Below are 26935 nucleotides of genomic sequence, written 5' to 3' on the forward strand. Positions count from 1 at the left end.
GACGGGGGCCGAGGCCGCGACGGCGACGACGTTCGCGCGCACGCTGCGCCTTCCGGGCGGACCGGCGTGGTTCGAGCTGCGCACGGACGACGGTGGCGGCGCAGGCAGAGTGCGACTGCGGGCAAGGCTCACGAACCTGGCCGACCTGTCCACCCTCGTGACGCGGGCGCGCCGCCTGTTCGATCTCGACGCCGACCCGATCGCGGTGGACGATGCGCTCTCGCGTCACCCCGAGCTGGCGCCGCTGGTCGCGGGCCTTCCCGGGCTGCGCGTCCCCGGCGCCGCGGATCCCCATGAGATGCTCATCCGCGCCATGATCGGGCAGCAGATCACGGTGGTCGCGGCACGTACCGCTCTGTCGGCGCTGACAGCGGCGCTCGGCGAGGAGGTCCCGAGCCTGGCCGACCCGACCCCGCCTTCGAGTGACGGCGCGGAGCTCGACGTGATGCAGCGCACGATGCGGCTGTTCCCGAGCATGGCGACGATCGCCGAGCACGGCCACGAGGTGCTGCGAGGACCCGCCGCCCGCATCCGTGCGATCACCGGCGCGGCGGCCGCCCTCGCCGACGGCTCGCTCGTCCTGTCGCCGGGCGACGACGCCGGCGAGCAGCGCGCTGCCCTGCTCGCCATGCCGGGGATCGGACCGTGGACGGCCGACTACGTGCGCATGCGCGTGCTCGGCGACCCCGACGTCTTCCTGCCCGGCGACGTGGCGGTGCGTGCCGGCGCGGCGGCGGCGGGCCTGCCGTCCGAGCCGCGTGCCCTCACCGACTGGGCCGCTCGCACCGCACCGTGGCGCAGCTACTTCACGGCCCACCTCTGGCGCGCGGTGCCGCCCAGATCCCCGAAGCTGCCGAAGCCCAGCCCGCGACGGCGGACCGAGGCATCCGAATCCGAGACGAAGGTGACAGCATGACCATCGCGACCATCCAGACGATCGACACCCCCGACGGCGCGTTCACGATCCTCTCCGACGCCGGCGGACGCGTGCTGGCCTCGGGCTGGACGCCCGAAGCCGAGCGCATCCTGGGCCGAGTGCGCCCGGACGCCCGCCCGTCGTCGGTGAGCAGGAGAGAGACGGATGCCGCGGCCGCCGTCCTGGCGTACTACGAGGGCGAGCTCGACGCGATCGACGGCGTCGCCGTGTCTCAGCACGGCACACCCCGGCAGCTCGCCGGCTGGGACGCGCTCCGCCGGATCTCGCCCGGGCGGCCGCTGACCTACGCGGAGTTCGCGGTCGAGCTCGGATCGCCGAGCGCCGTGCGGGCCGCGGCATCCATCTGCGCGCGCAACGCTCCCGCGCTGTTCGTGCCGTGCCACCGCGTGCTGCGCACCGGGGGAGGGCTCGGTGGCTTCGCCTGGGGTCTTCCGGTCAAGCAGAGCCTGCTCGCCCGTGAGGCCGGGGTGCCGGCGCTGCTCGGCTGACCGGCTCCGATTTCCGCGGGGGCGGAAAGCGCTTCTTGCGCTCAGCGAATTCCCAGGTATAGGCTGGAGGGCTGTCGCGTCGCACCACCTTCAGGGGTGTGACCGGCAGCCCTATTCCATTCAGCCCCAAGGAGGAGCCATGCACCAGGCCGTCGTCGCCGCGAAGATCGCCTTCATCCTCCGCCTTGCCGGGCCGAAGCGTCCTCGCTTCCAGGGATAGCCGCTCGCCCGTCCCACGACACACCGGCGACACCGGCATAACGCCGCGAGTCGGAGCGTTCCTTCCGGGAGACGCTTCGTCGCGTCGACGCCGCGCTGTCGATCACGCCCTTCCCGACCCCGATCCGGGTCATCCGCTCACCACTCCCGCTGCTCATCAGCACAAAGGATCATGACCTCCACCGTCGACTCGCCACGGTCCCATCCGTCCACTTTCCGAGCGCTTGCGCGGTTGCTGCCCTTCGCCAAGCCCGTCCTGCCGCGCCTCATCCTCGGCGGCGTCAGCGCGCTCATCGCGAGCCTGCTCGCCCTCTCGATCCCGCTCGTGCTCGAAAGCGTCGTTCGCGGACCGATCAGCTCGGGCGACCTCGCCCTCATCGGCTGGGGCGCCGCCGCCATCCTCGCGCTCGGTCTCGCCGAGGCTGCGATGGTCTGGCTGCGCCGCTGGTTCGTACTGGGTCCGGCGACCATGGTCGAGTACGACCTGCGCCAGACCTTCTACTCGCGCCTGCAGCGGCTCCCCGTGTCGTTCCACGACCGGTGGCAGTCGGGCCAGCTCCTCAGCCGCATGATGCAGGACATCAGCATGCTGCGACGCTGGCTCGCCTTCGGCCTGGTGCTGCTGGTGGTCAACGTCATCACGATCGCCGTCGGCACCGTCCTGCTGTTCCGCTGGCACTGGCTTCTCGGCACGATCTTCCTCGTCACGTCGGCGCCGCTCTGGTACGCGGGCTACCGATTCGAGAAGACGTACGGGTCGCTCGCGCGCCAGTCGCAGGACCAGGCAGGCGACCTGGCGACCTCCGTCGAAGAGAGCGTGCACGGCATCCGCGTCCTGAAGGCGTTCGGCCGCGGCAAGCACGCGCTGCAGAAGTTCACCCGGCAGGCCGAGACGCTGCGCGAGACCGAGCTCAGCAAGGCTCGTGCGATCGGCTGGATCTGGTTCTGGCTGGTGCTGCTGCCTGACGTCGCGTTCGCCCTGTGCCTCGGGGCGGGCATCTACCTCGCCGCGCTCGGACAGCTGCAGAGCGCCGAGCTGATCGCCTTCTTCACGATGGCGACGGTGCTGCGCTGGCCGATGGAATCGATCGGCTTCCTGTTCTCGTTCATGCTCGACGCGCGCACCGCCACGGACCGCCTGTACGAGGTGTTCGACGAGGAGAACACGATCACCGACCCCGAGCGGCCGGTGTCGATCGGGCACGCCCGCGGCGAGCTGGCGTTCGAGGGGGTGCACTTCCGCTATCAGGATGCCGCCGACCGGGAGCGCGACCTGCTCGACGGCGTCGATCTCGTGCTGCGCCCGGGCGAGACGATGGCCCTCGTCGGGCTGACCGGGTCGGGCAAGACGACGCTGACCACCCTGCCGACGCGCCTGTACGACGTCACCGGCGGCCGTGTCACGCTCGACGGCGTCGACGTGCGAGACCTCACCATCAAGGAGCTGCGCCGCCACATCGGCATGGCCTTCGAGGACGCCACGCTCTTCTCGCAGTCGGTGCGCGACAATGTCCTGCTCGGGCGCGAAGACCTCGAGCCCGGCAGCGCCGAAGCGGAAGCCGTCATGCGCGAGGCGCTGCAGGTGGCCCAGGCATCCTTCGTCGAGGATCTGCCGGACGGCGTCGACACGATCATCGGCGAAGAGGGGCTGTCGCTCTCGGGCGGCCAGCGCCAGCGGCTCGCGCTCGCGCGCGCCGTCGCGGCGCGGCCCGCCGTGCTGGTGCTCGACGACCCGCTGTCGGCGCTCGACGTCGACACCGAGGCGCTGGTCGAGGACGCGCTGCGCGAGGTGCTGCACGCGACGACGGCGCTCGTCGTCGCGCACCGCCCCTCGACGGTCACGCTCGCCGACCGGGTCGCGCTGCTGGAGGCAGGTCGCGTCACCGCGGTGGGCACGCACTCCGACCTGCTGCGCACGAACGAGCACTACCGGCACGTGATCTCGAGTCTCGAGGTCGAGGAGGCCCGACTCCGGGCCCGCCATCAGGACGAAGAGTGGGAGGTGAACCTGTGAGCACCACGGTTACCGGAACCAGCGGCGAAGACCGCTCCGATTACACGCGCGCCGAGAGCAAGACGATCCGCAAGCGCTCGCTGCGCCTGCTCGGCTCGCTGATCACGCCCGTGCGCGGCCAGCTGATCCTCGCCGGGATCGTGCTGGTGGTCTCCACGGCGCTGCGCGTCGCCGGCCCCGCTCTCATCGGCTACGGCCTCAGCGACGCGCTGCCCGCCGTCGTCGACCGCATGGACTGGATGCCGACGATCGGCGTCGTGGTGGTGTACCTGCTCACCGCGATCGGCGGCGCCGGCCTCATCGGCTGGTACGTCGTCGTCGCCGCTCGCCTCACCCAGGCCATCATGCTCGACCTCCGCAAGCGCATCTTCCTGCACACGCAGCGGCTGAGCCTGGAGTTCCACGAGTCGTATACGTCGGGCCGCATCATCTCGCGCCAGACGAGCGATCTCGACACCATCCGCGAGCTGCTCGACGGCGGGCTCAACGAGCTGGTCTCGGGCATCCTGTTCGGCGGGTTCACCCTGGTGGCGCTGCTGATCGTCGACTGGCAGTCGGGCCTCATCCTCATCGTCATGGGTATCCCGCTGTTCCTGCTGATGCGCTGGTTCTACACCCGCTCGCAGCTGGTGTACCGCGAATCGCGGGTGATCAGCGCGAAGGTCATCGTGAAGTTCGTCGAGACGATGACCGGCATCCGCGCCGTCAAGGCGTTCCGCAAGGAAGAGCGCAACGACGACGAGTTCGGCGGACTGGCGCTGGACTATCGCAACGTCAACATCCGCTCGATCCGCCTCTTCGGCACCTTCGAGCCGGGGCTGATGGCCGTGGCATCCGTCACCCTCGCGGTCGTGATCGCGTGGGGCGGCATCCGCGTCGCCGACGGCGCGATGCAGCTCGGCTTCCTGCTGTCGGCGGTCCTGTATGTCCGCAACTTCTTCTCGCCGCTGCAGGAGGTCGCGTTCTTCCTGAACTCGTACCAGTCCGCGACGGCGGCGCTCGAGAAGGTGTCGGGCGTCCTGGAGGAGGAGCCGACCGTTCCCGACCCCGTCAAGCCGGTCGACCTGTGGAGCGCGAAGGGCCACGTGCGGTTCGACGACGTGCTGTTCGGCTACTCGAAGGACCGCGTCATCCTGCCGGACTTCTCGCTCGACATCCCCGCCGGTCAGACGATCGCCCTCGTGGGCACGACGGGCGCGGGCAAATCGACGCTCGCCAAGCTCGTGTCGCGGTTCTACGACCCGACCCGCGGCTCGGTCACCCTCGATGGCGTCGACCTGCGGTCGCTGCACCCGAAGGACCTCCGGCGCGCGATCGTCATGGTCACGCAGGAGGCGTACCTCTTCAGCGGCACGGTCGCCGACAACATCGCGCTCGGCAAGCCCGACGCGACGCTCGACGAGATCCGTGCAGCGGCGCGCGCGGTCGGCGCGGACGCCTTCATCGAGGCGCTCCCGGACGCATACCACACCGACGTCAACAAGCGCGGCGGGCGTGTGTCGGCAGGGCAGCGCCAGCTGATCTCGTTCGCGCGCGCGTTCCTGGCTGATCCCGCGGTGCTGATCCTCGACGAGGCGACGGCGTCGCTCGACATCCCGAGCGAGCGTCAGATCCAGGATGCGCTGCAGACCCTGCTCGCCGACCGCACCGCGATCATCATCGCGCACCGCTTGTCGACGGTCGCGATCGCCGACCGCGTCCTGGTCATGGAGCACGGCCGCATCATCGAGGACGACTCGCCCGACGCCCTCATCGGCGGCGACGGTCGGTTCGCCAAGCTGCACGCCGCCTGGCGCGAGTCGCTGGTCTGACGCCTGGCTTCCGGTGCCCCGGTCCCGCGCTCACGCGCCGGGCCGGGGCATCCGTCATTCCGTCCTGCGGGTCGAGCTGGCTCCGGAAACCGGACTTTCCTCCGCTTTCCGGAGCCGGAGGCTGATTCACTCCGGAGATGCCGCGAAGGTCCGGTTTCCGGACTCGCGCCATCCACGAAGCTTCCGCCGAGAACTCAAGCGGCGAGGTGCGCACCCGCGGCGATAGCGCGAGCGATCGTCCGCTCGACGGAATCGAGGTCGTGCACGACGTGCGCATACGTGAAGCCAGCACCGTGTATCCGTTGAGGGTCAGTTCCGCATCGAAGGCCACATCCTTGCTGCGCTGGGCAGACGTGGAGTGGTGCGCGAAGCCGTCGATCTGCACGACCAGTCGCTCGCCGATGAGGAGGTCGACAGGCCGTCCGAAGATCTCGGCCTGCTGACGCAGCGGGAGACCCCAGCCACTGAGGCGCACGACGAGGGTGGTCTCCAGGCCAGAATCCGATTGGTCCGAGGCGCGTTCAGCGCAATCACGAGCCGGACGGCTCCGCCACTGCACCCGGCGTATTCCAGCGGGCGTGAGCTTCTCGACCTTGAGCGCTGAGTTCCACACGATCTGTGCTCTTTCCGGAGGGAGGCAGAGCGCGACATGCGCGAGGGTATCTTCGACGGAGTCGAGCAGGCCGAAGCTCGGTGCGGGTGCGATGGACTGCGTCCAGTGGGTCGTCACGGCCGACGTGGGAGACGAGGCGTGGGGATCGAGCCGGATGTGGGTGTCGTCGGGCGCGTCCTCCGGCATCCACCAGCCGCGTCGGCGTGCGGCTGAGACGCATGTCAGCCTGCCGCTGTTCTCTGCCGCCGTCAGCAGGTCCGTCGGCGCAGTGTCGCTCGCGAGCCAGTCGCGCTTGATTCGACGCACCACCCCGGAGGCCACAGCGGCACGACGCACGGCGACAGGAAAGCCCGCGTTTTCGGCGACGCGCCGATGAGTGATCCCCCCAGCCGCACTGATCCATTCGAGCAGCCGCGACACCTCCTGGGCGATTCGCTGGTTGGGTGTCTGCGGGATAGATACGACGGCCATGCAGGAGATCATCACGCGCACCGGGGCCGCCGACGCGCTGCCCACAGGCGACGGCCGCAGCGGACTGCTGAATGCCGCGTGGGGAGGAGCGGGTGAGCAGGTGCGCATCCGGAAACCGGAGTATGCGCGAGTTTCCGGACCGTCGCGTGACAGAAGTCCGGAAATCACACGAGGCTCCGGTTTCCGGAAGTCCGGTTTCGGCACGGATGCCTCGGAAAGCCCGCCCCTGCGACGCCCGAGGGCTGCGGACGGTCAGGCCCGTGCGACCCACACGTCGGCGGCGAGCGGATGCCTCGGCGCGAGGCCGGCGAGGGCCACCGCGCCGTCGATCCCGTGGCCGAGCGGGGCGACCAGCACGACGTCGAGCTCGCTCGCGTCGATATGGGACGCGAAGGCCTGGCGCAGCTGCACGGAGCGGAACACCCCGCCGATCGCGCACACGCCGAACGCCTCGTCGTCCGCGACGCGCACCCGGCGCAGGGACGTCTCCACGCTGTGCGCGAGCTCGCCGCCGGCGCGCACGGTGATGTTCTGCGACACCGCGTCGCCCTCGGTTGCCAAACGGGCGACATGCTCGGCGAACGACGCGATGACGCGGACGCGGTCGTCATCGGACTGCAGGTGGATGTACGCCTGCGTGAGGTCGGGCCACCGCTCGCGGGCGACCTCGGTCAGCGCGGTGGCCGGCCCGCGTCCGTCGAACGAGCGCATGACGGCGTCGAGCGCCTCGCGTCCGATCCAGTAGCCGCTGCCCGCGTCTCCGACGAGATTGCCCCAGCCGTCTACGCGCGCCACGCGGTCGCGACCGACCGCGAGCGTCACCACACCGGTGCCCGCAGCGACGACCGATCCGCGACCGTCGCCCAGAGCGCCGAGGAACGACGTGGTCGAATCGTGTGCGAGCACCACCTCGACGACGGCGGGGTCGGCGATGCGCGCGAGCAGGGCCGCGGCATCCGCTTCCCGGGTCGTCAGTCCCGACACCCCTGCCGTCACGATCGACACCTCGGCGCCGGTGTCGTCCAGCGCGGCGCGGGCGACACCGGCGAGCTGGGGGAGCAGTGGCTCGTGGGTGCGGATGCCGGGGAAGAGGGCGTCGCGCCCGTCGACGCGCACCTTGGTGCCGGTCTGTCCGGCGTCGATGGCGAGCACGCCCCGCGTCATGCCGGGTCCTTTCCCGAGAGCGCGACGTAGCGATCGCGCATGAAGTCGCCGGCGGGCTTGCCGTACGGACAGTAGTCGTCGTTCTCGGGGGCGGCGTCAGCAGCATAGAGTCGCGCCGGCCAGTCCCACAGCATGAAGCCGCGCACCCACGGGCGCTCTTGGCACGCCGCGAACATCGCCTCGTAGTAGCGCAGCTGCGCCGCTCCGGACGGCGCGCCGGCGAGAGACCAGTCGTTCGGCCGATCGGGGGAGCCCTCGCGCGACGGGCAACCGGCCTCCATGAAGAAGAACGGCTTGTCGTTCGCGGTGACGACCTTCTCGATGCGGTCGAGCTGAGCCTCCCAGTCCTCGATGGGGTAGTACCCGCTCGAGGTGATCACGTCGACCGCGTCCCACCACGAGAGGTGGTCCTCCTGGTACTTGTCGCAGTTGTAGGTCACCAGCCCGGTGTACACCTTCCGCACCTCGCGCACGAGGTCGCGCCACTCGTCGGCGCGCGCGTCGGCCCGGACCATCTCGCAGCCGATGCAGAGCATCTCACAGCCCTCGGCCTGCGCGATGCGCGCGGCGTGCAGGATGAACTCGCGGTACGAGGCGAACCACTGGGTCCAGCTCGGCTCTCCGGGCACGTCCCAGTCGAAGAAGCCGATGTAGGCGCGCCACGTGCCGTCGGCGACGTTCACCACGGGCTTCAGGCACACCTTGAGCCCGAGGGCCTTCGCCTCCCGGATCGCCCACACCACCTCGCCGTCGGTCACCGTCGGCTCCCCGCGGAAGCGCACCTCGGTGGACTGCGCGGTCTCCTGCAGGGCGGAGTACGCCAGTGCGGTCCAGTTCACTCCGTGGTCGGCCATCGCGCGAAGAGAAGCGGATGCCTCGTCCGTCGCCCAGCTGCCGCGCACGCCCGTCCAGCCCCAGGTCATCCCGGCCACATACGGCTCGAGGGCGGGCAGCGATCCAGAGCTCACCGGGCGACCAGCTCGTTCGCCGTCCGCAGAACGCGCGGGTCGGACAGGGCTGAGGCAGGGATCGCGTCGCCGCGGTGGCGCACGCTCACGCTCGCACTCTCGCCCGGGAGCAGGGTGAGCAGCGCGTCGGAGGCCACCGCCTCGGGGTCGATCTTGTCGACGAGCAGGGTCAGATCGCGCACCAGGGCGGACGCCGTCACCGTCACCCGGGTGCCGTCCGAGATCGGCTCAGTGCGCACATCGACCGTCGCCGGTCCGAGAGTGGAATCGCGCGGCTCGGTGAAGAACCAGGTCCCTCGCGCGTCGTCGAGGTCCGCGACCACGAGCTCGTTCGCGGCATCGCCCGGCGTGGCGACGTCGGACGACAGTCCGATGGTCGCCGTCTCGCGGGGAGCCAGCGACACGGTCCGAGCGAACCGTGCCCGCTCGTCGCCGTCGAAGCCCACGCGCCGCGCCGTGAGCTCGCCCTGCCATGGCTCGGCGGAGTCGTTGACGAGCACGACCGCGAGGCCGCTGTCGGCCGCGCCGCGGTCCGTCCCGTCGCCCTCGGGCCGCGGCTGGATCGTGACCAGATGGGGGGCGAACGCGTTCTTCATGGCGTAGTAGAGCGGCTTCGGACGCTCATCGCCGTCGATCGCCGCCCACGAGGTCACCGGCCAGCAGTCGTTGAGCTGCCAGACGATGGCGCCCTGCGTGTGCGGTGCCCATGACCGGAAGTGCTCCAGGGCGGTCCGTACGGCGAGCGCCTGGTTGAGCTGCATCGCCCAATGCCAGTCCTCCATGGCCTCCGGCATCCGGAAATGGGGGACGAGGCCGCCGGTGAGCTTGACGTTGCCCTCCATCGCCTTCTGGTGCACGATCATGCCGGGCGATTCGGGAGTGAGCGGGTCGTCCGAGATCGAGCGGGTCAGCGTCGTCCAGGCAGGGGGCCCCTGCCAGCCGAACTCCGCGACGAACCGGGGCCGGTGCTCGCGATACGTCGTCCAGTCTCGCCGGTTCCACTGCTCCCACAGGTGCATGCTGCCGTGCTTCTCGTCGTTGGGGTGGGGCCCGGTCTGAGCCGCGCCGTTCCACCCGCCGCCGGGGCTGAAGGGGCTGCCCGGCGCGTACGGCACGTGCGGGGCGAGCTCGTCGACCAGGGACGGGAACAGCTCGTAGTAGTACGACGCGCCCCAGGTCTTGCCGTCCAGGCGCTGCTTCCATCCCCAGTCCTCGTAGCCCCAGAGGTTCTCGTTGTTCCCGGTGAGCAGCACCAGCGACGCGTGGTGAGCGAGACGCACGATGTTCTCCCGTGCCTCGGCTTCGACCTCGGACCGCAGCGGCTCCTCTTCGGCGTACGCGGCGCACGCGAACAGGAAGTCCTGCCACACGAGCAGGCCGAGCTCGTCGGCGAGCTCGTAGAAGTCGTCGGACTCGTACAGTCCTCCGCCCCACACGCGGATCAGGTTGAGGTTGGCGTCCAGCGCCTGCTCGAACCGCCGGCGCAGACGGTCGCGGGTGACGCGCACCGTGAGCGCGTCGTCGGGGATCCAGTTGACGCCCTTCACGAACACCGGCTGGTCGTTGACCACCAGCGTAAACGGCGTGCCGTCGGCGTCGGGCGTGGTGTCCCACCGGACGTCGCGGAACCCGACGGTGCGGTGCAGCGCGTCGAGCGGCTCGGGTCCTTCGTCGTGCAGCCGTACGTCGACGACGTACAGCGGCTGCTCCCCGTAGCCGGCCGGCCACCAGCGCTCGACCGCCGGCAGCTCGACGCGCACGCGCGCGCGGTCGCCGTCGATGGCGACGACCTCTCCGGGCAGCGAGTCGCCGTCGAGCCCCGGACCGTTCACCGCGACGCTGATCGAGAGAGCGGATGCCGCATCCGCTGCCCGCTCGACGGTCACGTCGACCTCGATCACGCCGCCGGCGCCCTCGGGTGCGGCGACCACGCGCGTCTGGGCGAGGCGGGCGGCCGACCAGGCCTCGAGCGCGACCGGCTTGACGATGCCGCTGGTGTAGGTGGCGATGCCCCAGTCCCAGCCGAAGCTGCAGGCGGACTTGCGGATCGCGTCGTAGGGAAGCGGATAGGGGCGCTCGCGGGCGCCCAGCGCCATGCTCTGCTCGTTGGCGTACTTGATCGGCGAGCGGAAGCGCACGACGAGCTCGTTCCCGCCCTCGACGAGGGTGTCGCGCACGTCGAAGCGGTACGAGCGGTGCTGGTTGGCGGTGGCACCGATCCGGCGTCCGTTGAGCTCGATCGCCGCGACCGTGTCGAGTCCCTCGAAGACGAGGTCGGTGCGCTCGGCCCCATCGGAGGTCCAGTCGAAGGTGGTCTCGTATCGCCAGTCGACCAGCCCGATCCAGGCGAGCGCCCCTTCATTGTCGTCGAGGAAGGGGTCGGGGATCAGGTCCGACGACAGCAGGTCTGTGTGCACGCATCCGGGCACCTGAGCCGGGACGACCAGGTCGGCGATCGCGGCCGGCGAGGGTCCCGACCCCGCGCGAAGGCGCCAGTTCTCGTGCAGCGTGCGGCGGGCGACCGCCGGTGCTGACTGGGGAAGGGGAGGGGTCATTTGACGGCTCCTGAGGTGAGGCCCTTGTAGATCCAGCGCTGAAGCAGCAGGAAGGCGATGAGGGTGGGGATGATGACGACGACCGTGCCGGCCGCGATGACCTCCCACTGCGCGCCGAACGGTCCCTTGAAGCGGAACAGCGACGTGGAGATGAGGCCCTCGGACGGCAGATAGAGGAAAGGTGCGTAGAACTCGTTGTACACCGCGATGCCCTTGATGATCACCACCGTGGCGATCGCCGGCTTGAGCAGCGGCAGAACGATCCTCCAGTAGATCGTCCAGCGGTTGGCGCCGTCGATCATGGCCGCCTCGTCCAGCGACACCGGGATGGACTGCATGAACTGGATGAACAGGTAGATCGCGATGATGTCGGTGCCCATGAAGAGCAGGATCAGAGCGGCCTTGGTGTCGTAGAGTCCCAGGCCGTTGATCAGCTGGAAGGTGGCCACCTGGCTGGTCACCCCGGGAATGAGCGTGGCCACGAGGAACAGGCCGATCACGACCTTCTTCCCCCGGAACGCGAAGCGGTCGAGCGCATAGGCGGCCATGGTGCCGATCAGCACGGTGCCCGCCAGCGAGACGACCAGCACGATCGTGGTGTTGACGAAGCCCTGGAGCATCTCGCCGCTGGTGAACGCCGTGACGAAGTTGTCGAAGTTCAGCCAGTTCTCGGGCGGATCGAAGGGGCCGGTCTGGGCGTACTCGGGAGCTGTCTTCAGACTCGCGAACAGCAGCACCGACAGCGGCAGCAGCGTCACGACGGCGGCGATGAGGAGGCTCACGTACTTCGCGGTGGTCGCGCTGGTGCCGCGGAGGCGCTCACCGAGGCTCCGCCCGCGGATCCTCGAGGGGGGAGTGGTGCGCAGCGGCATCGTCCGGAGGGGCTGGGTGGTCATGTCAGGTCCACCTTCTCGTCGGGGAACACGCGCCGCTGGATCCAGGTGACGACCAGCACGATGAGCAGCAGCACGACGGCCATCGCGGAGGCGAGTCCGACCTGCCGGAAGCTGAAGGCCGTCTGCAGGGTCTGGATGACGAAGGTCGCCGATCCGTTCGCACCGCCGGTCATGATGAAGGGCACTTCGAACACCGACAGGCTTCCGGCGATCGCGAGGATGAACGACAGGCCCACCACGCGGCGGATGCCGGGGAAGATGATCGCCCAGAACTGCTGCCAGCGGTTCGCCCCGTCGAGGTCCGCTGCCTCGTACAGCTCGTGCGGGATGGACTGGATCGCACCGAGGAAGAGCACGAAGTTCAAGCCGGTGTAGCGCCAGACCGAGGTGCCGGCGAGCGACCAGTTGACGACGTCGGGGTTGCCGAGCCACTGCGGCGGGTCGGTCACCCCGAACCATCCGAGCGCGGTGTCCAGGGTCCCGCCGGGCTGAAAGAGGTACAGGAAGACGAAGCCGATCGCGACGCCGTTGATGAGGTAGGGGAAGAAGAGGATGCCGCGGAAGAGGTTCGAGAATCGCGTCGAGAAGCTGAGGATCGCCGCGAAGTAGAGCGCGATCGCCATCTGCGCGAACGAGGCGAGGAAATAGTAGAGGCTGACCCCGAACACCGCGAAGATCCGCGGGTCGGTGAAGACCTGCACGTAGTTGTCCAGCCCCACGAAGTTCTTCTGCAGGTCGATGCCGTCCCAGTCGGTGACGCTGTAGTAGAACAGGTTCACCGCCGGCCAGTAGGTGAAGACCAGCAGCAGTCCCACTGCCGCGGCGAGGAAGAGCCACGGTGTGAGCTTCTGCAGAAGGCTCCGCCCGGCGGAGCCGCCGCGCGGGCGGGCGGATCGGCGGGGGAACCCGCCGAGTCGCCGCGCCCGCGCGGGCGCGCTGAGGATGGCAGGGGCATCCGCCGGTGCGGCACCCGGAGCTGCAATGGCCATGTCGCTGCCGTCCTCCCGCTCAGCCTGCGAGCTTCTCGACCGATGCGCCCCAGCGCTCGTTCAGCTCCGCGAAATAGCTCTCCTTGTCGCCGTCGGCGGCGCCGCGGGCGATGTCGACGAGCTTCTGCCGGTAGATGGGTCCGTAGAGATCGACCTGCGAATCATCGGCGATGCTGTTGATGAGCCCCTCCTTGCCGGCCGGGGCGGCGTTGATCTCCATCAGCTCCACGCCCGACTCCTCGAAGCCCTGCAGGTTCTCGGGAAGCGGCTTGTCGAGCACAGGCGAGATCATGCCCTGGGCCTCGGTGTAGCCGGACTCCTCGACGACCCACTGGATCCACGCCCAGGCGGCTGCCTTGGCCTTGGAGTGCTTGCTCACCGCCAGGTTGTAGTCGCCCCCGATGACCGCGTACTGGGTGCCGTCGACGTTCGCCGGGAACGTCATGTAGCCGATGTCGTCAGCCGAGCCGCCGTTCTCCTCCGCCGCGGTCTGCATCTGCGAGATCGCCCACGAGCCGAGCGTCATCGCGGCGATCTTGCCGGTGCCGAGGTCGACCTTCGACTGCTCCCAGTTCGTGGTGAGCGGGTCCGGCTCGGTGAGGCCGGCGGCCACAGACTCGTACAGGAGCGAGTCGACCGCGTAGACGTCGGTGCCCTCCGTCCACGGAGCCGGGTCCTCGGCCATCGTGATCGGCGCGTCGGGATCGGCGGTGACCACGCCGAGGTTGCCGAAGCTCTGCGTGAGCGGCCAGCCGTCCTTGTAGTTCGTGTAGAGCGGGATGGCGTCGGTGTTGTCGGCCACCTTCTGCAGCGCCGCGAGCCATTCCTCCTCGGTCGTCGGCAGTGCGGTGACCCCTGCCTCCTCGAAGACCCGCTTGTTGTAGAGCACGCCGTTGGCATTGCCGCCCCAGGCGATGCCGTACTGGGTGCCGTCGAAGCTCGCCGCGGGCAGGAACCGATAGGTGTCCTCGAAGTCGGCGGTCTCGCCGAGGGGCTCGAGGAACTGCTCGTACTGGTCGGGCTTGATCGCCGGGATGCCGATGACATCGCCGTAGTTGGTCGTCGACATGCGCGTGAGCATCTCACCCGCGTAGTCCGTGATGCCCTCGAACGTGACGTTCACGTCGGGGTGCTCCTTGTTGAACTCCTCCGCGTACTTCTCGAAGGTGCCGTCCTCGACCAGATCGGTTCGCCAGGTGACGACTTTGATGTCGCCCTTCACCTCGCCGTCGATCGTGTTGTCGGCGTCGGCCGCACCGCCGCCGGCGCAGCCGCTCATCGCAACCGCGGCGCTGGCCAGCAGGGCGATGCCCGCGAAAGCCTTCTTCGCCATGATCTCTCCTTGTCAGGTTCGTCTTTGAACTGCCGGCGCCCACATCGCACCGTGACGGGTTCGTCGCGACGTCAGAGTACGCACGACGGGAGCGCTTCCGCAAGCGACGAATGTCATCGCTGTCTCTTCCTGTCCGGCGTTACGGTCGCCGACCGAAATACCATTCGATCGGGAATTCGTTGCGACAGAACGCGCAGAGGAGCGCGCCGATGTCTCTCGAATGTCCCACGTGGACATCCGTCGCCTAACACTGCTAGCGTGAAGGCTGCCCGGCAAGGAGGCCACGCATGACCGTTCAGCAGCGCGCGACCCTGGCGGACGTCGCCCGACTGGCCGGCGTCAGCTCGAAGACCGTCTCGCGCGTGTTCACGCACCGCGATCTCGTCGCCCCCGAGACGGTCGATCATGTGCTGGCTGCGGCGAAGCGACTGCGATTCCGGCCCAACCCGCTGGCTCGAGGACTGCGGCGCGGCGGACCCACGAACACGATCGGGTTCATCATGGGCGAGCTGAGCAACCCGTTCTACTACAAGGTCGCCGCGGGCATCGAGCGTGAGCTCTCGGCCAACGGGTTCTCCTTGGTCGTGTCCACGACCGACGACACCGCCGAGGGTGAGGAGCGGGTGGCCGAGGCCCTGCTCGGGCAGCGGCTGGGCGCCCTGCTGCTCATCCCCGTCGCCGACGACCAGTCGTACCTCGAGGGCGAGCGCCATCTCGGCACCCCGGTGATCGCCATCGACCGCCCGGCCCGCAACCTCGTCGCCGACTCCATCGTGCTCGAGAATCATCGCGGGGTCTTCGATGCGACGACCCGGCTGCTGGAGCGGGGTCATCGCCGTATCGGCTATGTCTGCAACCCTGCGTCGGTGTACACGCAGGCCGAGCGCCTGCGTGGCTACCGGGATGCGCTCGCCGCGTACGGCGTGGTCGACTCCGCCCGCTGGGAGCGTCTGGCCGACGACCTCGCCGTTCCCGCAGACGGGTTCATCGCCGATCTGCTGGACGCGCCGGACGCGCCGACCGCGATCATCACCGGCAACAACCGTGTCACGATCAGCGCGCTCCGCGTGCTGCGCGACCGCGCCGACGCCCGGACGGCGCTGATCGGATTCGACGACTTCGACACGGCCGACGTGCTCGGCGTCTCGGTCATCACCCACGACCCCCTCGCCCTCGGCCGAGCGGCCGCCGCGATCGCGATCGAGCGCATGCAGGACCCGGCGGGATTCACCCGGCAACTCGAGCTGCCGACGTGGATCCTCGAGCGCGGCACCGGCGAACGACCCCCCTTCGAGAGGAAGACCGCGTGACCCGACAGCTCCACCGACTCGAACGCGACGGCGTCGCCGTGCTCATCGAGCAGCAGGGCGATGCCCTGCCGCGAGTGCTGCACTGGGGCCCGGCTCTCGGCTCGGACGTCGACCCCGACGCTCTCGCGGCCGCGGTGAGCCGGCAGACACCGCCCGGCACGCTCGACGCCGCTTGGCAGCTGTCACTGTCGCCGCAGGAGGGCGACGGGTGGTCTGGCCGCCCCGGCATGCAACTGCGACGGTCCGGCGTGCTCCATCACCCCCGCTGGATCGTCGAGGCCACCGAGTCGGGCGACCGGAGCCTGGCCGTCGTCGCGCGGGATGCGGCATCCGCTCTTCGTCTGTCGATCGAGATCGGCATCGAGACGGGCGGGGTGGTGTGGATCGCGCAGGCGCTCGCCCACGAGAGCGGGACGGTCCCCACCGCGCCGGTGGAGGTCGACTGGCTCGAGGCGACCCTTCCTGTGCCGTCCACCACCGACACCCTGCTCACCTTCGACGGCCGTTGGACGCGTGAGAAGCGCCCCGTCGTCTCGGCGATGCCGGCCGGCAGCACCGCGCGGCAGTCGCGCCGAGGGCGTCCCGGCCACGACAGCCCCGTCGCCGCCCTGGCATCGATCGGAGAGCCGCACTGGGGCGGCGGTGAGGTGTGGGGCGTCCATCTGGCCTGGTCGAGCGATCTCACGATGCGCGTGGACAGGATCACCGACGCCGCGACGATGATCGGCGCCGGCGAACTGCTCAGACCCGGCGAGATCGTGCTCGAACCGGGCGTGGAGTATCGAGCTCCGCGCGCGGCGTTCGTCTACTCCGCTGAGGGCCTCGACGGATTCGCCGATCGCGTGCACACGTGGGTGCGGGCGCGGCCGCAGCACCCTTCCGCCGCGAGGCCGCTCGTGCTCAACACCTGGGAGGCGGTGTACTTCGACCATGACCCGGCGCGCCTGATGGCGCTGGCCGAGCGCGCGGCCGAGGTCGGCATCGAGCGGTTCGTGCTCGACGACGGCTGGTTCCTCGGACGGCGCGACGACTCCACGAGTCTCGGCGACTGGGTCGTCGATCGCGGCGTCTGGCCGCAGGGCCTCGGTCCGCTCGCGAGCCGGGTGCATGAGCTGGGAATGCAGTTCGGGCTCTGGTTCGAACCCGAGATGGTCAGTCTCGACTCCGAGGTCGCGCGCGCTCACCCTGACTGGATGCTGCACGACCCGGGGCATCTGGACCACGACCCGGCCCTGTCGTGGCGCCAGCAGTTCGTCCTCGATCTCGCGAACCCCGACGCCTATGCCCACGTGCTGCAGCAGATCGACGCCCTCGTCGACGAGCTCGCCATCGACTTCATCAAGTGGGACCACAACCGCGACCTCGTCGAAACCGTCCACGCGGGACGACCGGGCGGGCACGCGCAGATGCGCGCGGTCTACGCGCTCCTGCGCGAGCTCAAGCAGCGGCATCCGTCGCTCGAGATCGAGTCGTGCTCGAGCGGCGGCGCGCGCACCGATCTCGGCATCCTCGACGTCACCGACCGCGTCTGGGCGAGCGATTCGAACGACCCCGTCGAACGGCAGGACATCCAGCGCTGGACGGGTCTGCTGCTCCCGCCGGAGCTGGTCGGAGCTCATGTCGGGCCCACGACGTCGCACTCCTCGGGGCGCACGACGGCGCTGTCGTATCGGATGGCGACGAGCCTGCTCGGGTCGGCCGGGTTCGAGTGGGACATCCTCTCCTGCGACGACGACGAGACCACGGCCATCCGACGGTTCGCAGCGCTGTACAGAGAACTCCGCCCGATCGTGCACGCCGGGCGGGTCGTGCACCCCGAACTGCGGGATCCGGCGTGGCGTGTCACGGCCTTCGTGCTCGACGACTCGACGCGGGCACACGCCGCGGCGGAAGCGGCGTCCGTTCCAGAGGGCGCGTCCGCGGCCGTCGTCGTCGTCGCGACCGTGGCGAGCCTCGAGGACGCCCGGGCCGAGCGCCTCAGAATCCCGGGCCTGCGACGTGATCGCCGCTACCGCGTGCGGGTTCGTCGAGAGATCGGCGACGCGAAGTACGGCTGGATCGCTCCGGAGTGGTTCACCGCCGGCGAGATCGAGCTTCCGGGATCAGTGCTCACGGACGTCGGGCTCCAGCTTCCGACGCTCTGGCCGCTGCAGGCCTTCGTTCTGCACCTCCACGCCGTCTGACCAGCGCCGCCGGCCGCGTGCGCCTCAGATCAGCTCCGCGAGGAACCGCGCCTGCGCCGTCCACTGGTAGGCCTGTCCGCCCTCGTGGTTGTTGTGCGTGTAGACCTCGATCTGCTTCGGCCCGGCGTAGCGGTTGTACGCCGCGTAGACCGTCGACGGCGGGCAGACGGTGTCCATGAGAGCCACCGAGAAAAGGGCCGCGGCATTTGCTCGCCGCGCCATGTTGGCACCGTCGAAGTACGACAGCGTCTGGAAGACGCGCTCGTCGGCTCCGCGGTGGACCGAGAGGTAGCGGACGACCTCCTGGTACGGGTCGGCGTCGGTGAGGCCCACAGCGCGCTCGAAGTGACAAAGGAACGGCACATCGGGCATGGTCGCGACGAGGCCGTCCGACAGGCCGGCCGCCGCCAGCGCTATCCCGCCGCCCTGGCTGCCGCCGCATACCGCGACTCGCTCGGCGTCGACGCCCGGAAGCGCCCGCATCGCGTCGATCGCGCGGACCGCATCGGTGAAGACCCGGCGGTAGTAGTAGTCGGCGGGGTCCTCGATGCCCCGCGTCATGAATCCCGAGGCCGCCGGACCCGCGCCGTGCGGGTCCGGCGTGTCGCCGCCCGAGCCCCACATCGACCCCTGGCCGCGGGTGTCCATGAACAGGTGCGCGTAGCCGGCCGCGGCCCATCCCAGGCGCTCTCCCGGAAGACCACGACCCCCGCCGTACCCGTTGTACTCGACCACCGCGGGCAGCGCCGCGTCGATCCCGGCCGGCCGGGTCAGCCATGCCTTGACCGGCTCCCCGCCGAAGCCGGCGAAGGTGACGTCGAACACCTCGACGAGCGTCAGCGGCGTCTCGACGCGTTCTACCTGAGGCGCAGCATCCTCGCGGCGGGCATCGGCGATCGTCGATGTCCAGAACTCGTCGAAGTCATCCGGCTCGCGGACGTCGGGCGAGTAGCGTTCGAGGTCGGCGGGCGGCAGATCGAATCGTGGCACGCGCTTACCCTATTGGCTTCCACGACGCGGACGCGAAGGCGACGAGGCCTCGATGGGGGAGGGGTATTCGAGGCCCCGCCGCCGGTCTCGGGCGCCCGGCGATGGGCGGTTCGCGACGCGGACGCCGCGGCGGACGGGCGTCGGATTACAGGCGGATCTCCGCGATGACTTCACCGTACTCGGTCTCGCCCACCGGAGTGAAGCCCACGCGCTCGAAGAATGCGGCCGGTCCGCCCTCGCCCGCCTCGTAGATGACATCGACGTGGTCCATGCCGCGATTCCGCGCTTCTTCGAGCAGTCCGGCGACCGCGAAGCGGCCGACACCGCGACCCTGGTCGTCGGCGTCGACGTTGATCCGCCACAGCACGGAACGGAAGTGCTCCTCCGTCTCTTCGGGGTCGAAGTTCGCGCTGACGAACCCGACCACCTCCTCGCCGTCCAGCACGACGCGCTGCCAGGTGGTCTGCGGGTTCACGACGGTCGCAGCTACTCCATAGCTCACCGGGGCCAGGAACTGCTCCTGGCCGGGCTTGAGCGACATGTTGTTGACCGCCACGATCGTGCTGGCGGAGAGTTCGACGAGTCGCAGATCACCCATGAAGCACAGGCTAGCCCGGAACGCGGCATCCGGCACGGCGATGACGCGGGATTAACACGGAGTTCATCCGAGAAGATATCTCGACGTCGAGATAGTTTGCCCTCCGTGCGATAGGCTGTGGGCCGACCCGTACGAAGGATTCCAGGTGACCGACTCCACCATCATCTACACGTATACCGACGAGGCTCCCGCTCTCGCCACCGCGTCTTTCCTCCCGATCGTGCAGGCCGTCGCCGGCCAGGCCGGGGTCGAGATCGAGACGCGCGACATCTCTCTCGGCGGCCGCATCCTCGCGGCCTTTCCGCAGAACCTCTCGCCGGAGCAGCAGGTGGGCGACGCGCTCGCCGAACTCGGTGGCCTCGCCACGCTCCCCGAGGCCAACATCATCAAGCTGCCGAACATCTCGGCTTCGATTCCGCAGCTGAAGGGCGCGATCGCCGAGCTGCAGTCGCAGGGGTACGACATCCCGGACTACCCGGACGAGGCCGAGACGCTCGAGGAGAAGGACGTCCGTGCACGGTATGACCGGATCAAGGGCTCTGCCGTCAACCCGGTGCTGCGCGAGGGCAACAGCGACCGCCGCGCGCCGCTGTCGGTGAAGAACTACGCCCGGAAGCACCCGCACCGCAACAAGCCGTTCGCCGACGGCTCGAAGACCCGCGTGGCCACGATGGGCCACGACGACTTCCGCTCGAACGAGAAGTCCTTCGTCTCACCCGCCGACGACGTGCTCACCATTCAGCACGTCGCCGAGGACGGCACGGTCACCGAGCTCAAGACGGGCCTGAAGGTGCTGCCCGGCGAGATCGTCGACGCGACGTTCCTTTCGGCCTCCGAGCTCGACGCCTTCCTCGCGCAGACGCTGAAGGATGCCGCGGCCGACGACGTCCTGTACTCGGTGCACCTCAAGGCGACCATGATGAAGGTCAGCGACCCGATCATCTTCGGCCACGTCGTGAAGGCCTACTTCGCCGACGTGTTCGCGAAGTACGGCGACAAGATCGCCGAGGCGGGCCTCACCCCCAACGACGGCCTGGGCGCGATCCTCGCCGGGCTTCCGTCGGTCGAGGGCGGAGAGGAGATCGCGGCGGCCATCGCGGCCGACCTCGAGCGCGGTCCGCGCCTGTCGTACACCAACTCCGACAAGGGCCTCACGAACCTTCACGTCCCCTCCGACGTGATCGTGGATGCCTCGATGCCGGCGCTCATCCGCAACGGCGGCAAGCTCTGGGGCGTCGACGGCGGCGAGGACGACACGCTCGCCGTCATCCCCGACTCGTCGTACGCGAGCGTGTTCCAGACGGTGATCGACGACGTGAACGCCCACGGTCCGCTCGATCCGGCCACGATCGGCTCGGTGCCGAACGTCGGTCTCATGGCCCAGGCGGCCGAGGAGTACGGCAGCCACGACAAGACCTTCGAGATCGCGGCTCCCGGCGTCGTCCAGGTCGTCGGTGGTTCCGGCGACGTGCTCCTCGAGCACGCCGTGCAGGCGGGTGACATCTGGCGTGCCACCCAGACCAAAGACATCGCGATCCGCGACTGGGTCAAGCTCGCCGTCACGCGGGCCCGAGCGAGCGCCACCCCCGCCGTGTTCTGGCTCGATGAGACACGCGCGCACGACGCCGAGCTGATCGGCAAGGTGAAGACGTACCTCGCCGACCATGACACCGAGGGCCTCACGATCGAGATCCTGGCGCCGGCGGCGGCGACGCAGTACTCGCTCGACCGGCTCCGGAAGGGCGAGGACACGATCTCGGTCACCGGCAACGTGCTGCGCGATTACAACACCGACCTGTTCCCGATCCTCGAGGTCGGAACCAGCGCCAAGATGCTCTCGATCGTGCCGCTGCTCTCTGGCGGTGGGCTCTTCGAGACCGGCGCCGGTGGCTCGGCTCCCAAGCACGTGCAGCAGCTCGTCGCCGAGAACTACCTGCGCTGGGACTCGCTGGGCGAGTTCTTCGCGCTCGCCGCCTCGCTCGAGCACCTCGCGAACTTCACCGGCAACGTCAAGGCGCAGGTGCTAGCCGACACGCTCGATGCCGCCACCGGCACGTTCCTCGAGAACGACAAGTCGCCCGGACGCGCTCTCGGCACGATCGACAACCGTGGCAGTCACTTCTACCTCGCCCTCTACTGGGTGCAGGAGCTGGCGAGCCAGCAGGCCGACCCCGAGCTCGCGTCGGCGTTCGCGCCGGTCGCCGAGACGCTCGCGGCCCACGAGGAGAAGATCGTCGGCGAGCTGATCGCGGTGCAGGGCTCGCCGGTCGAGATCGGCGGCTACTACCGACCCGACGCCGGCCTCGTCGCCGGGGTCATGCGTCCCTCGGCCACGTTCAACGACATCATCGACGGCCTGCGCTAGGCCCGAGCAGACAGAAGAGCGGCTCCCACGCCCTCTCCAGGTGCCGCCGGCGCGTCGCCGGAGCCTCTGGGCGTGTGGGCCGCTCTTGTCGTCGACGGAGTCGGCACGCTCGTGAGCCTGTTGCCATCGTTCCCCCGCAGTCCTAGCCTGGGGCCACCGCCCCTGGGGAGGGCGGCCCGCGGGGAAGGGGGACGATGTCCTCTGCGCTCTACGCCCTCGGACGGTGGGCGTTCCGCGCGCGTGGGCTCGTGCTGGGGCTGTGGGTCGCCGTGCTCGTCGCGCTGTTCGCCGGGGCCGGCCTCCTCGGCGAGGGCACCGACAATACGTACACGATTCCCGGCACCGAGTCCCAGGAGGCGCTCGATGCGCTCGCCCGGACGTTCCCGCAGGTCAGCGGTGGTTCCGCGCAGCTGATCGCGGTCGCCCCGCCGGGGGGATCGGCCACCGATCCGGCGTTCGAGTCTGCCGTCGAGGCATCCGTCGACGCGATCGCACAGCTCGCTCAGGTGTCGTCGGCGACCTCGCCGTACGGCGGAGCCGACTCGACGAACATCAGCGCCGACGATGCCGCCGTGCTCGTCCCGATCCAGCTCACCGTGAGCGGCACCGCCGTGGATCCGTCGACATCGGACGAGCTGCAGGCTGCCGGAGCCGCACTCCAGAAGGAACTGCCCGCGGGGTCCGTCGTCTCGGTGGGCGGGCAGCTGTTCTCACAGAGTTCGACCGGCATCAGCTTGACGGAGCTGCTCGGCATCGCCATCGCGTTCGTGGTGCTGCTCGTCACCTTCGCCTCGCTCGTGGCGGCGGGGCTTCCGCTGATCACCGCGCTCGTGGGCGTCGGCGCGTCGCTCTCGCTCGTCCTGATCGCGACACGCTTCACGACGATCACCTCCACCACGCCGCTGCTCGCACTCATGCTCGGACTGGCGGTGGGCATCGACTACGCGCTCTTCGTGCTGGCGCGGCACCGAGACCACCTGATCGCCGGCATCGAGCCCGAGGAGGCCGCCGCGCGGTCGATCGCGACCTCCGGGTCGGCGGTGGTCTTCGCTGCGCTCACAGTCATCTTCGCGCTGCTCGGCCTGGTGGTCGCCGGCATCCCGTTCCTCACCACGATGGGCGTTGCCGCCGCGGGAGCCGTCCTGCTCGCCGTGCTCGTGTCGCTCACGCTGACGCCGGCCCTCCTCGGCTTCGCGCAATGGCGTGTGGTGCGGAAACGATTCCGGCCGGGCGCCGCGCGTGTCGCGGACGGAACGGATGCCGCGGCCACCCCGCCCGCGGAGGCAGCGGCCGTTGATGCAGCCGACCGAGGCGGTGGCGAGGCGATGGCCGGCGAGGACGATGGGGACGCCGACGCCGGCGCCGGCGCCGGCGCTGACACTTACGCCGACGCCGACGGCGCTGGTCACCAGCGGGGAACACCCGGAGTGCCCCCGCGATCCGCAAGGAGTGCGCGTGTCGGCTTCTTCGGACGCTGGGTCCACACAGCCACCCGGTGGCCGCTGGTGACCGTCCTCCTCGTGGCCGGTCTGCTCGTATGCGCGACGATCCCGGCCGCCCACCTGCGACTCGCTCTGCCCGACGCCGGCTCTCTCGAGGAGGGGCAGCCGGGGCGCGTGACCTACGATCTCGTAGCGGAGCACTTCGGCCCCGGCTACAACGGCCCGCTGCTGGTGACCGGATCGGTGATCGAGAGCAGTGATCCGGTCGGTCTGATGGACGACCTCGGCGCCGACATCGCGACGGTGGACGGCGTCGCCTCGGTGCCGGTCTCGACACCGAACGAGACCGGCGACACCGGCATCGTGCAGGTGATCCCCGAAGGCGGCCCGAGTTCGGTCGCAACGGCGGAACTGGTCGCCGCGCTCCGCGGCATGCACGACCGATTCGAGGCGAAGTACGGCGTCGACCTGTCGGTGACCGGTTACACGGCCGCCGGCATCGACATCTCGGAGCGTCTCGCCGGGGCGCTGCTGCCGTTCGGCCTGCTCGTGATGGGGCTGTCGCTCGTGCTGCTGGCGATGGTCTTCCGCTCGATCGTCGTGCCCGTCACCGCCGCGCTGGGATACGTGCTGTCCGTCGGCGCCGCCTTCGGACTGACTGCGCTGGTCTTCGTCGACGGCATGCTCGCCCCCCAGCTCGGCGTGGCGTCCGTCGGCTCGGTCATCAGCTTCATGCCGATCATCCTCATGGGCGTGCTGTTCGGCCTGGCGATGGACTACGAGGTGTTCCTCGTCAGCCGCATGCGAGAGGACTACGTGCGCCGAGGTGATCCGGTGGGTGCGGTGCACAACGGGTTCGAGGCATCGGCCCGCGTGGTCACCGCGGCCGCCTCGATCATGTTCGCGGTGTTCGTCGCGTTCGTGCCCGGCGGCGATGCGAACATCCAGCCCATCGCCTTCGGGCTGGCGGTGGGTGTCGTGATCGACGCGTTCCTGGTGCGGATGATGCTCATCCCCGCCGTGCTCGTGCTGTTCGGCCGCCGCGCCTGGTCGATGCCCCGGTGGATGGACCGGGCGCTGCCCTCGTTCGACGTGGAGGGAGAGGGACTGACCGAAGAGCTCGCCCTCGCAGGATGGCCCGAGCGCGACCTCGTCCTGGCTGCAGAGGGAGCGCGCGCGGCCGGCGGCGCAGCGGTCATCGACGCGGAGCTCGAAGCCGGGGAGGCGCTGATCATCGAGGACGGCGACGAGCACGAGCGCGGTCTCATGCTGGCCGCCCTCAGCGGGCGCACTCCGCTCGCCGCAGGCAAGGCCAGGGTCGCCGGTCTCGCACTGCCGGCACGTGCGGCTAGCGTACGATCTCGCACCGCGTACTGGCGCGTTCCCGGGACCGGCGACGGGCTCGCCGCGGCGCTGGAGTCTCGTCCGGCGGTCGTGTTCGCCGAGGGTCTCGACGACCTGGCGCGCCCGGATGTGCTCGCCCGCATCCGCGACGAGATCGCCGCGTCGCGTACCGCCCACCCCGCGGTCGCGTTCGTCGTGGGGGCTCGCGATGCATCGCTGGTCGTGGCCGCTCTGCCGGACGACCTGGCGATGCGGATCGCGCGCCTCGGGTCGGAGGACCGGCGAGAGTCACCGGCAGTGCCGGCGGGAGTCGGAGCCCGCGCGGAGCCGGACGGGCAGGAGGCGATCTGACGTGGCCGCGTTCCTCGCCACGTCCGGCTCGGCCCGGCTCGGGCGACTCGCGGTGATCGGGTTGGTCCTCGTGCCCCTGGTGATCGGGGGAGTCCTCGCGTGGGCGCTCGCTGAACCCACGGCCTCACCGGAGCGGGTGACGGCGGCGATCGTCAACGACGACCAGCCCGTCACCGTCGACGATCAGACGGTACCGCTCGGCCGCGAGTTCGCCGCGGGTCTTCTTGCTGCGCAGGAGCCCGCGCAGCCGGGGACGGAGGGTGACGAGGCCCCGGTGCAGACGCTGAACTGGGTGCTGACCAACGACGACGACGCAGCTGAAGGTCTGGCGGCCGGCCGCTATGTCGCGGTGGTCCGCATCCCGCCGACGTTCTCGGCGGACGCCACGTCTCTGTCGGGACCGGGAGCCCAGGCCCGCCAGGCCGTCGTCGAGGTGCACACGACACCGGCATCGGCGTGGATCGACCCGGCGCTCACCGAAGCCGTCACCCGTGCCGCGACCGATGCGCTCGGCCGCGAGCTCACCGGGCGATACCTGCAGCAGGTGTATGGCGGGTTCAACACGATCGCCAGCCAGATCGGCGAAGCGGCCTCCGGATCGGAGCAGCTCGCCGCAGCCGCCGGCTCGACGGCGGAAGGCGCCGCCGAGCTCGCGACCGGCACCGCCACCTTGGCCGCCGGCCTCGCGTCGCTCGACACCGGCGCGGCCGGTCTGGCTGCGGCGCTCGCACGGCTCGGCGCCGGCGCGGACGCCGCTGCCGGGATTGACGGCGGAGGTCGCCGCCGGGGCGGACGAGGTGGCGCGGGCCATCGATGGGGCGGCGGCCGAGGCGGACGCCGTCACCCTCGCCTTCGCCGCCGTCGTCGCGGAGATGTGCCTCACTCCCGGGCCGCTCTGCGACCGAGGGACGCAGGCGCTGCAGCGACTCGAGACCGTCGACGCGCGCGTGCGCGAGCTCGCCGCCGGAGCCCGTCGCGTCGCCGAGGGCGATGACGCGCTCGCCGACGTCATGCCGTCGCTCGTCGCGGGGATCGGCCAGGCAGCCGCCGGAGCGGGAGAGGTGTCCGCGGGAGCCTCGGCATCCAGCAGCGGTGGCAACGGCGCGGCGGTCGGCGCCGAAGAGCTCTCACAGGGCGCGGCTCAGCTCGATCAGGGCGCGGCCGACCTGTCATCGCGGCTCGACGAGGCCTCGGCTCAGCTGCCGACGTACTCCGACGACGACATCGCGACCCTGTCGACCGTGGTGGCCGAACCGGTCGTGGTCGATGCCGAGACGCCGCGCTCCGGCATCCAATCCATCCCGCTCTTCACGATGATCGCGCTGTGGCTGGGGGCGATCGTGACCGCGATCGCTCTCCAGGCCGTGCCGACCCGCCGGCTGCTGAGCGGCACCGGATCCCTGACGATCGCGGGGCGGGGCGTCGTCGCGACGATCGCAGTGTGCGCGGGTCAGGGGCTGGTCACGGCGGCCGCGGTGCTGCTCGCCGTCGAGGTCACGCCCCTCGAGTGGGTGGCGTTCGTGTCGGCAGCCGCAGTGACAGGGGCGGTGTTCGGTCTCGCCAACCATGGCCTGGCGGCGGCGTTCGGAGGTGCCGGACGCCTGGCGGCCGTGCTCATCGGCGTCATCGCGCTCGCAGCCGGACTGGCCTCGACCGTCCCTCCGGTGATCTCCGGCATCGCGGCAGCGCTGCCGACCGCCGCGGCGACGGCCCTGCTGCGGGGGACCCTGACAGGCGATGTCGCGGGGGTGGCGCCCGCCCTCATCGGGCTCGGGCTGACGGCGGCCGCCGGGTTCGCGCTTGCGTTCGCGGGAGTCGCGGCGCGGCGGCGCCTACGATCCCTGCCCACATAGCGAGCGGTCCGCCACACCGCCGTCCGCCTGAGTGGGAGCCA

Annotated in this window: 18 protein-coding genes; 9 read left to right on the forward strand and 9 right to left on the reverse strand. The window is 70.1% G+C overall.

Features of this window, described 5'->3' with window-relative positions:
- From WYM_RS20540 to WYM_RS16075, 4 genes are all read left to right on the forward strand, one after another.
- Window positions 1-916 (forward strand): DNA-3-methyladenine glycosylase family protein (locus tag WYM_RS20540; RefSeq protein ID WP_019181865.1); only part of this gene is annotated, 916 nt, incomplete at its 5' end.
- Complete coding sequence (locus WYM_RS16060) at window positions 913-1425, forward strand: methylated-DNA--[protein]-cysteine S-methyltransferase (RefSeq protein ID WP_019181866.1); 513 nt, start codon at window positions 913-915, stop codon at window positions 1423-1425. The genes WYM_RS20540 and WYM_RS16060, both read left to right, overlap by 4 nt.
- Before the next feature lie 391 nt (window positions 1426-1816).
- Complete coding sequence (locus tag WYM_RS16070) at window positions 1817-3658, forward strand: ABC transporter ATP-binding protein (RefSeq protein WP_019181867.1); 1842 nt, start codon at window positions 1817-1819, stop codon at window positions 3656-3658.
- Complete coding sequence (locus WYM_RS16075) at window positions 3655-5469, forward strand: ABC transporter ATP-binding protein (protein ID WP_019181868.1); 1815 nt, start codon at window positions 3655-3657, stop codon at window positions 5467-5469. The genes WYM_RS16070 and WYM_RS16075 overlap by 4 nt, the downstream gene beginning before the upstream one ends.
- Here the strand turns inward: WYM_RS16075 and WYM_RS21845 are convergent.
- The 7 genes from WYM_RS21845 to WYM_RS16115 form a co-directional block, all read right to left on the reverse strand.
- A complete protein-coding gene (locus tag WYM_RS21845; RefSeq protein ID WP_157525276.1) occupies window positions 5408-6574 on the reverse strand; it encodes an endonuclease domain-containing protein in 1167 nt (388 codons plus the stop codon). The genes WYM_RS16075 and WYM_RS21845 overlap by 62 nt on opposite strands.
- A gap of 231 nt (window positions 6575-6805) precedes the next feature.
- Window positions 6806-7717, reverse strand: coding sequence for an N-acetylglucosamine kinase (locus WYM_RS16090; RefSeq protein WP_019181871.1), 912 nt, complete (start codon window positions 7715-7717; stop codon window positions 6806-6808).
- Window positions 7714-8685 carry a glycoside hydrolase family 113 gene (locus WYM_RS16095; protein ID WP_019181872.1) on the reverse strand — a complete coding sequence of 324 codons (972 nt, stop codon included), beginning with the start codon at window positions 8683-8685 and terminating at the stop codon, window positions 7714-7716. Before WYM_RS16095 ends, WYM_RS16090 begins: the two co-directional genes overlap by 4 nt.
- Window positions 8682-11240, reverse strand: a complete 2559-nt coding sequence (locus tag WYM_RS16100; RefSeq protein ID WP_019181873.1) for a glycoside hydrolase family 2 protein — start codon at window positions 11238-11240, stop codon at window positions 8682-8684. The genes WYM_RS16095 and WYM_RS16100 overlap by 4 nt, the downstream gene beginning before the upstream one ends.
- On the reverse strand, window positions 11237-12136 hold the full coding sequence (locus WYM_RS16105; protein WP_019181874.1) for a carbohydrate ABC transporter permease: 900 nt from the start codon (window positions 12134-12136) through the stop codon (window positions 11237-11239). Before WYM_RS16105 ends, WYM_RS16100 begins: the two co-directional genes overlap by 4 nt.
- Entirely contained in the window at window positions 12133-13125 is a 993-nt protein-coding gene (locus tag WYM_RS16110) for a carbohydrate ABC transporter permease (RefSeq protein WP_019181875.1), read from the reverse strand. Before WYM_RS16110 ends, WYM_RS16105 begins: the two co-directional genes overlap by 4 nt.
- Before the next feature lie 19 nt (window positions 13126-13144).
- Complete coding sequence (locus WYM_RS16115) at window positions 13145-14458, reverse strand: ABC transporter substrate-binding protein (RefSeq protein WP_019181876.1); 1314 nt, start codon at window positions 14456-14458, stop codon at window positions 13145-13147.
- Window positions 14459-14745: 287 nt separating this feature from the next.
- Here WYM_RS16115 and WYM_RS16120 point away from each other — a divergent pair, with 287 nt between their 5' ends.
- On the forward strand, window positions 14746-15768 hold the full coding sequence (locus tag WYM_RS16120) for a LacI family DNA-binding transcriptional regulator (protein WP_019181877.1): 1023 nt from the start codon (window positions 14746-14748) through the stop codon (window positions 15766-15768).
- Entirely contained in the window at window positions 15765-17951 is a 2187-nt protein-coding gene (locus WYM_RS16125) for an alpha-galactosidase (RefSeq protein WP_019181878.1), read from the forward strand. The genes WYM_RS16120 and WYM_RS16125 overlap by 4 nt, the downstream gene beginning before the upstream one ends.
- Before the next feature lie 24 nt (window positions 17952-17975).
- Here WYM_RS16125 and WYM_RS16130 read toward each other — a convergent pair whose 3' ends face one another.
- Window positions 17976-18941: an acetylxylan esterase gene (locus WYM_RS16130; protein ID WP_019181879.1), complete on the reverse strand. Its 966-nt coding sequence runs from the start codon at window positions 18939-18941 to the stop codon at window positions 17976-17978.
- 145 nt (window positions 18942-19086) lie between these two features.
- Entirely contained in the window at window positions 19087-19539 is a 453-nt protein-coding gene (locus WYM_RS16135) for a GNAT family N-acetyltransferase (protein WP_019181880.1), read from the reverse strand.
- Window positions 19540-19684: 145 nt separating this feature from the next.
- On the opposite strand from WYM_RS16135, the gene WYM_RS16140 reads away from it, so the two are divergent.
- The 3 genes from WYM_RS16140 to WYM_RS20550 all read left to right on the forward strand — a co-directional run bounded on the left by WYM_RS16140 (window position 19685) and on the right by WYM_RS20550 (window position 26894).
- Complete coding sequence (locus WYM_RS16140; RefSeq protein WP_019181881.1) at window positions 19685-21904, forward strand: NADP-dependent isocitrate dehydrogenase; 2220 nt, start codon at window positions 19685-19687, stop codon at window positions 21902-21904.
- A 194-nt stretch (window positions 21905-22098) separates the two neighbouring features.
- Complete coding sequence (locus tag WYM_RS20545; protein WP_019181882.1) at window positions 22099-25041, forward strand: MMPL family transporter; 2943 nt, start codon at window positions 22099-22101, stop codon at window positions 25039-25041.
- 797 nt (window positions 25042-25838) lie between these two features.
- Window positions 25839-26894 carry a hypothetical protein gene (locus WYM_RS20550; protein ID WP_157525278.1) on the forward strand — a complete coding sequence of 352 codons (1056 nt, stop codon included), beginning with the start codon at window positions 25839-25841 and terminating at the stop codon, window positions 26892-26894.
- The last annotated feature ends 41 nt before the right edge of the window (window positions 26895-26935 follow it).

Source organism: Microbacterium yannicii PS01, assembly GCF_000304335.1.
GTDB lineage: Bacteria > Actinomycetota > Actinomycetes > Actinomycetales > Microbacteriaceae > Microbacterium > Microbacterium yannicii_A.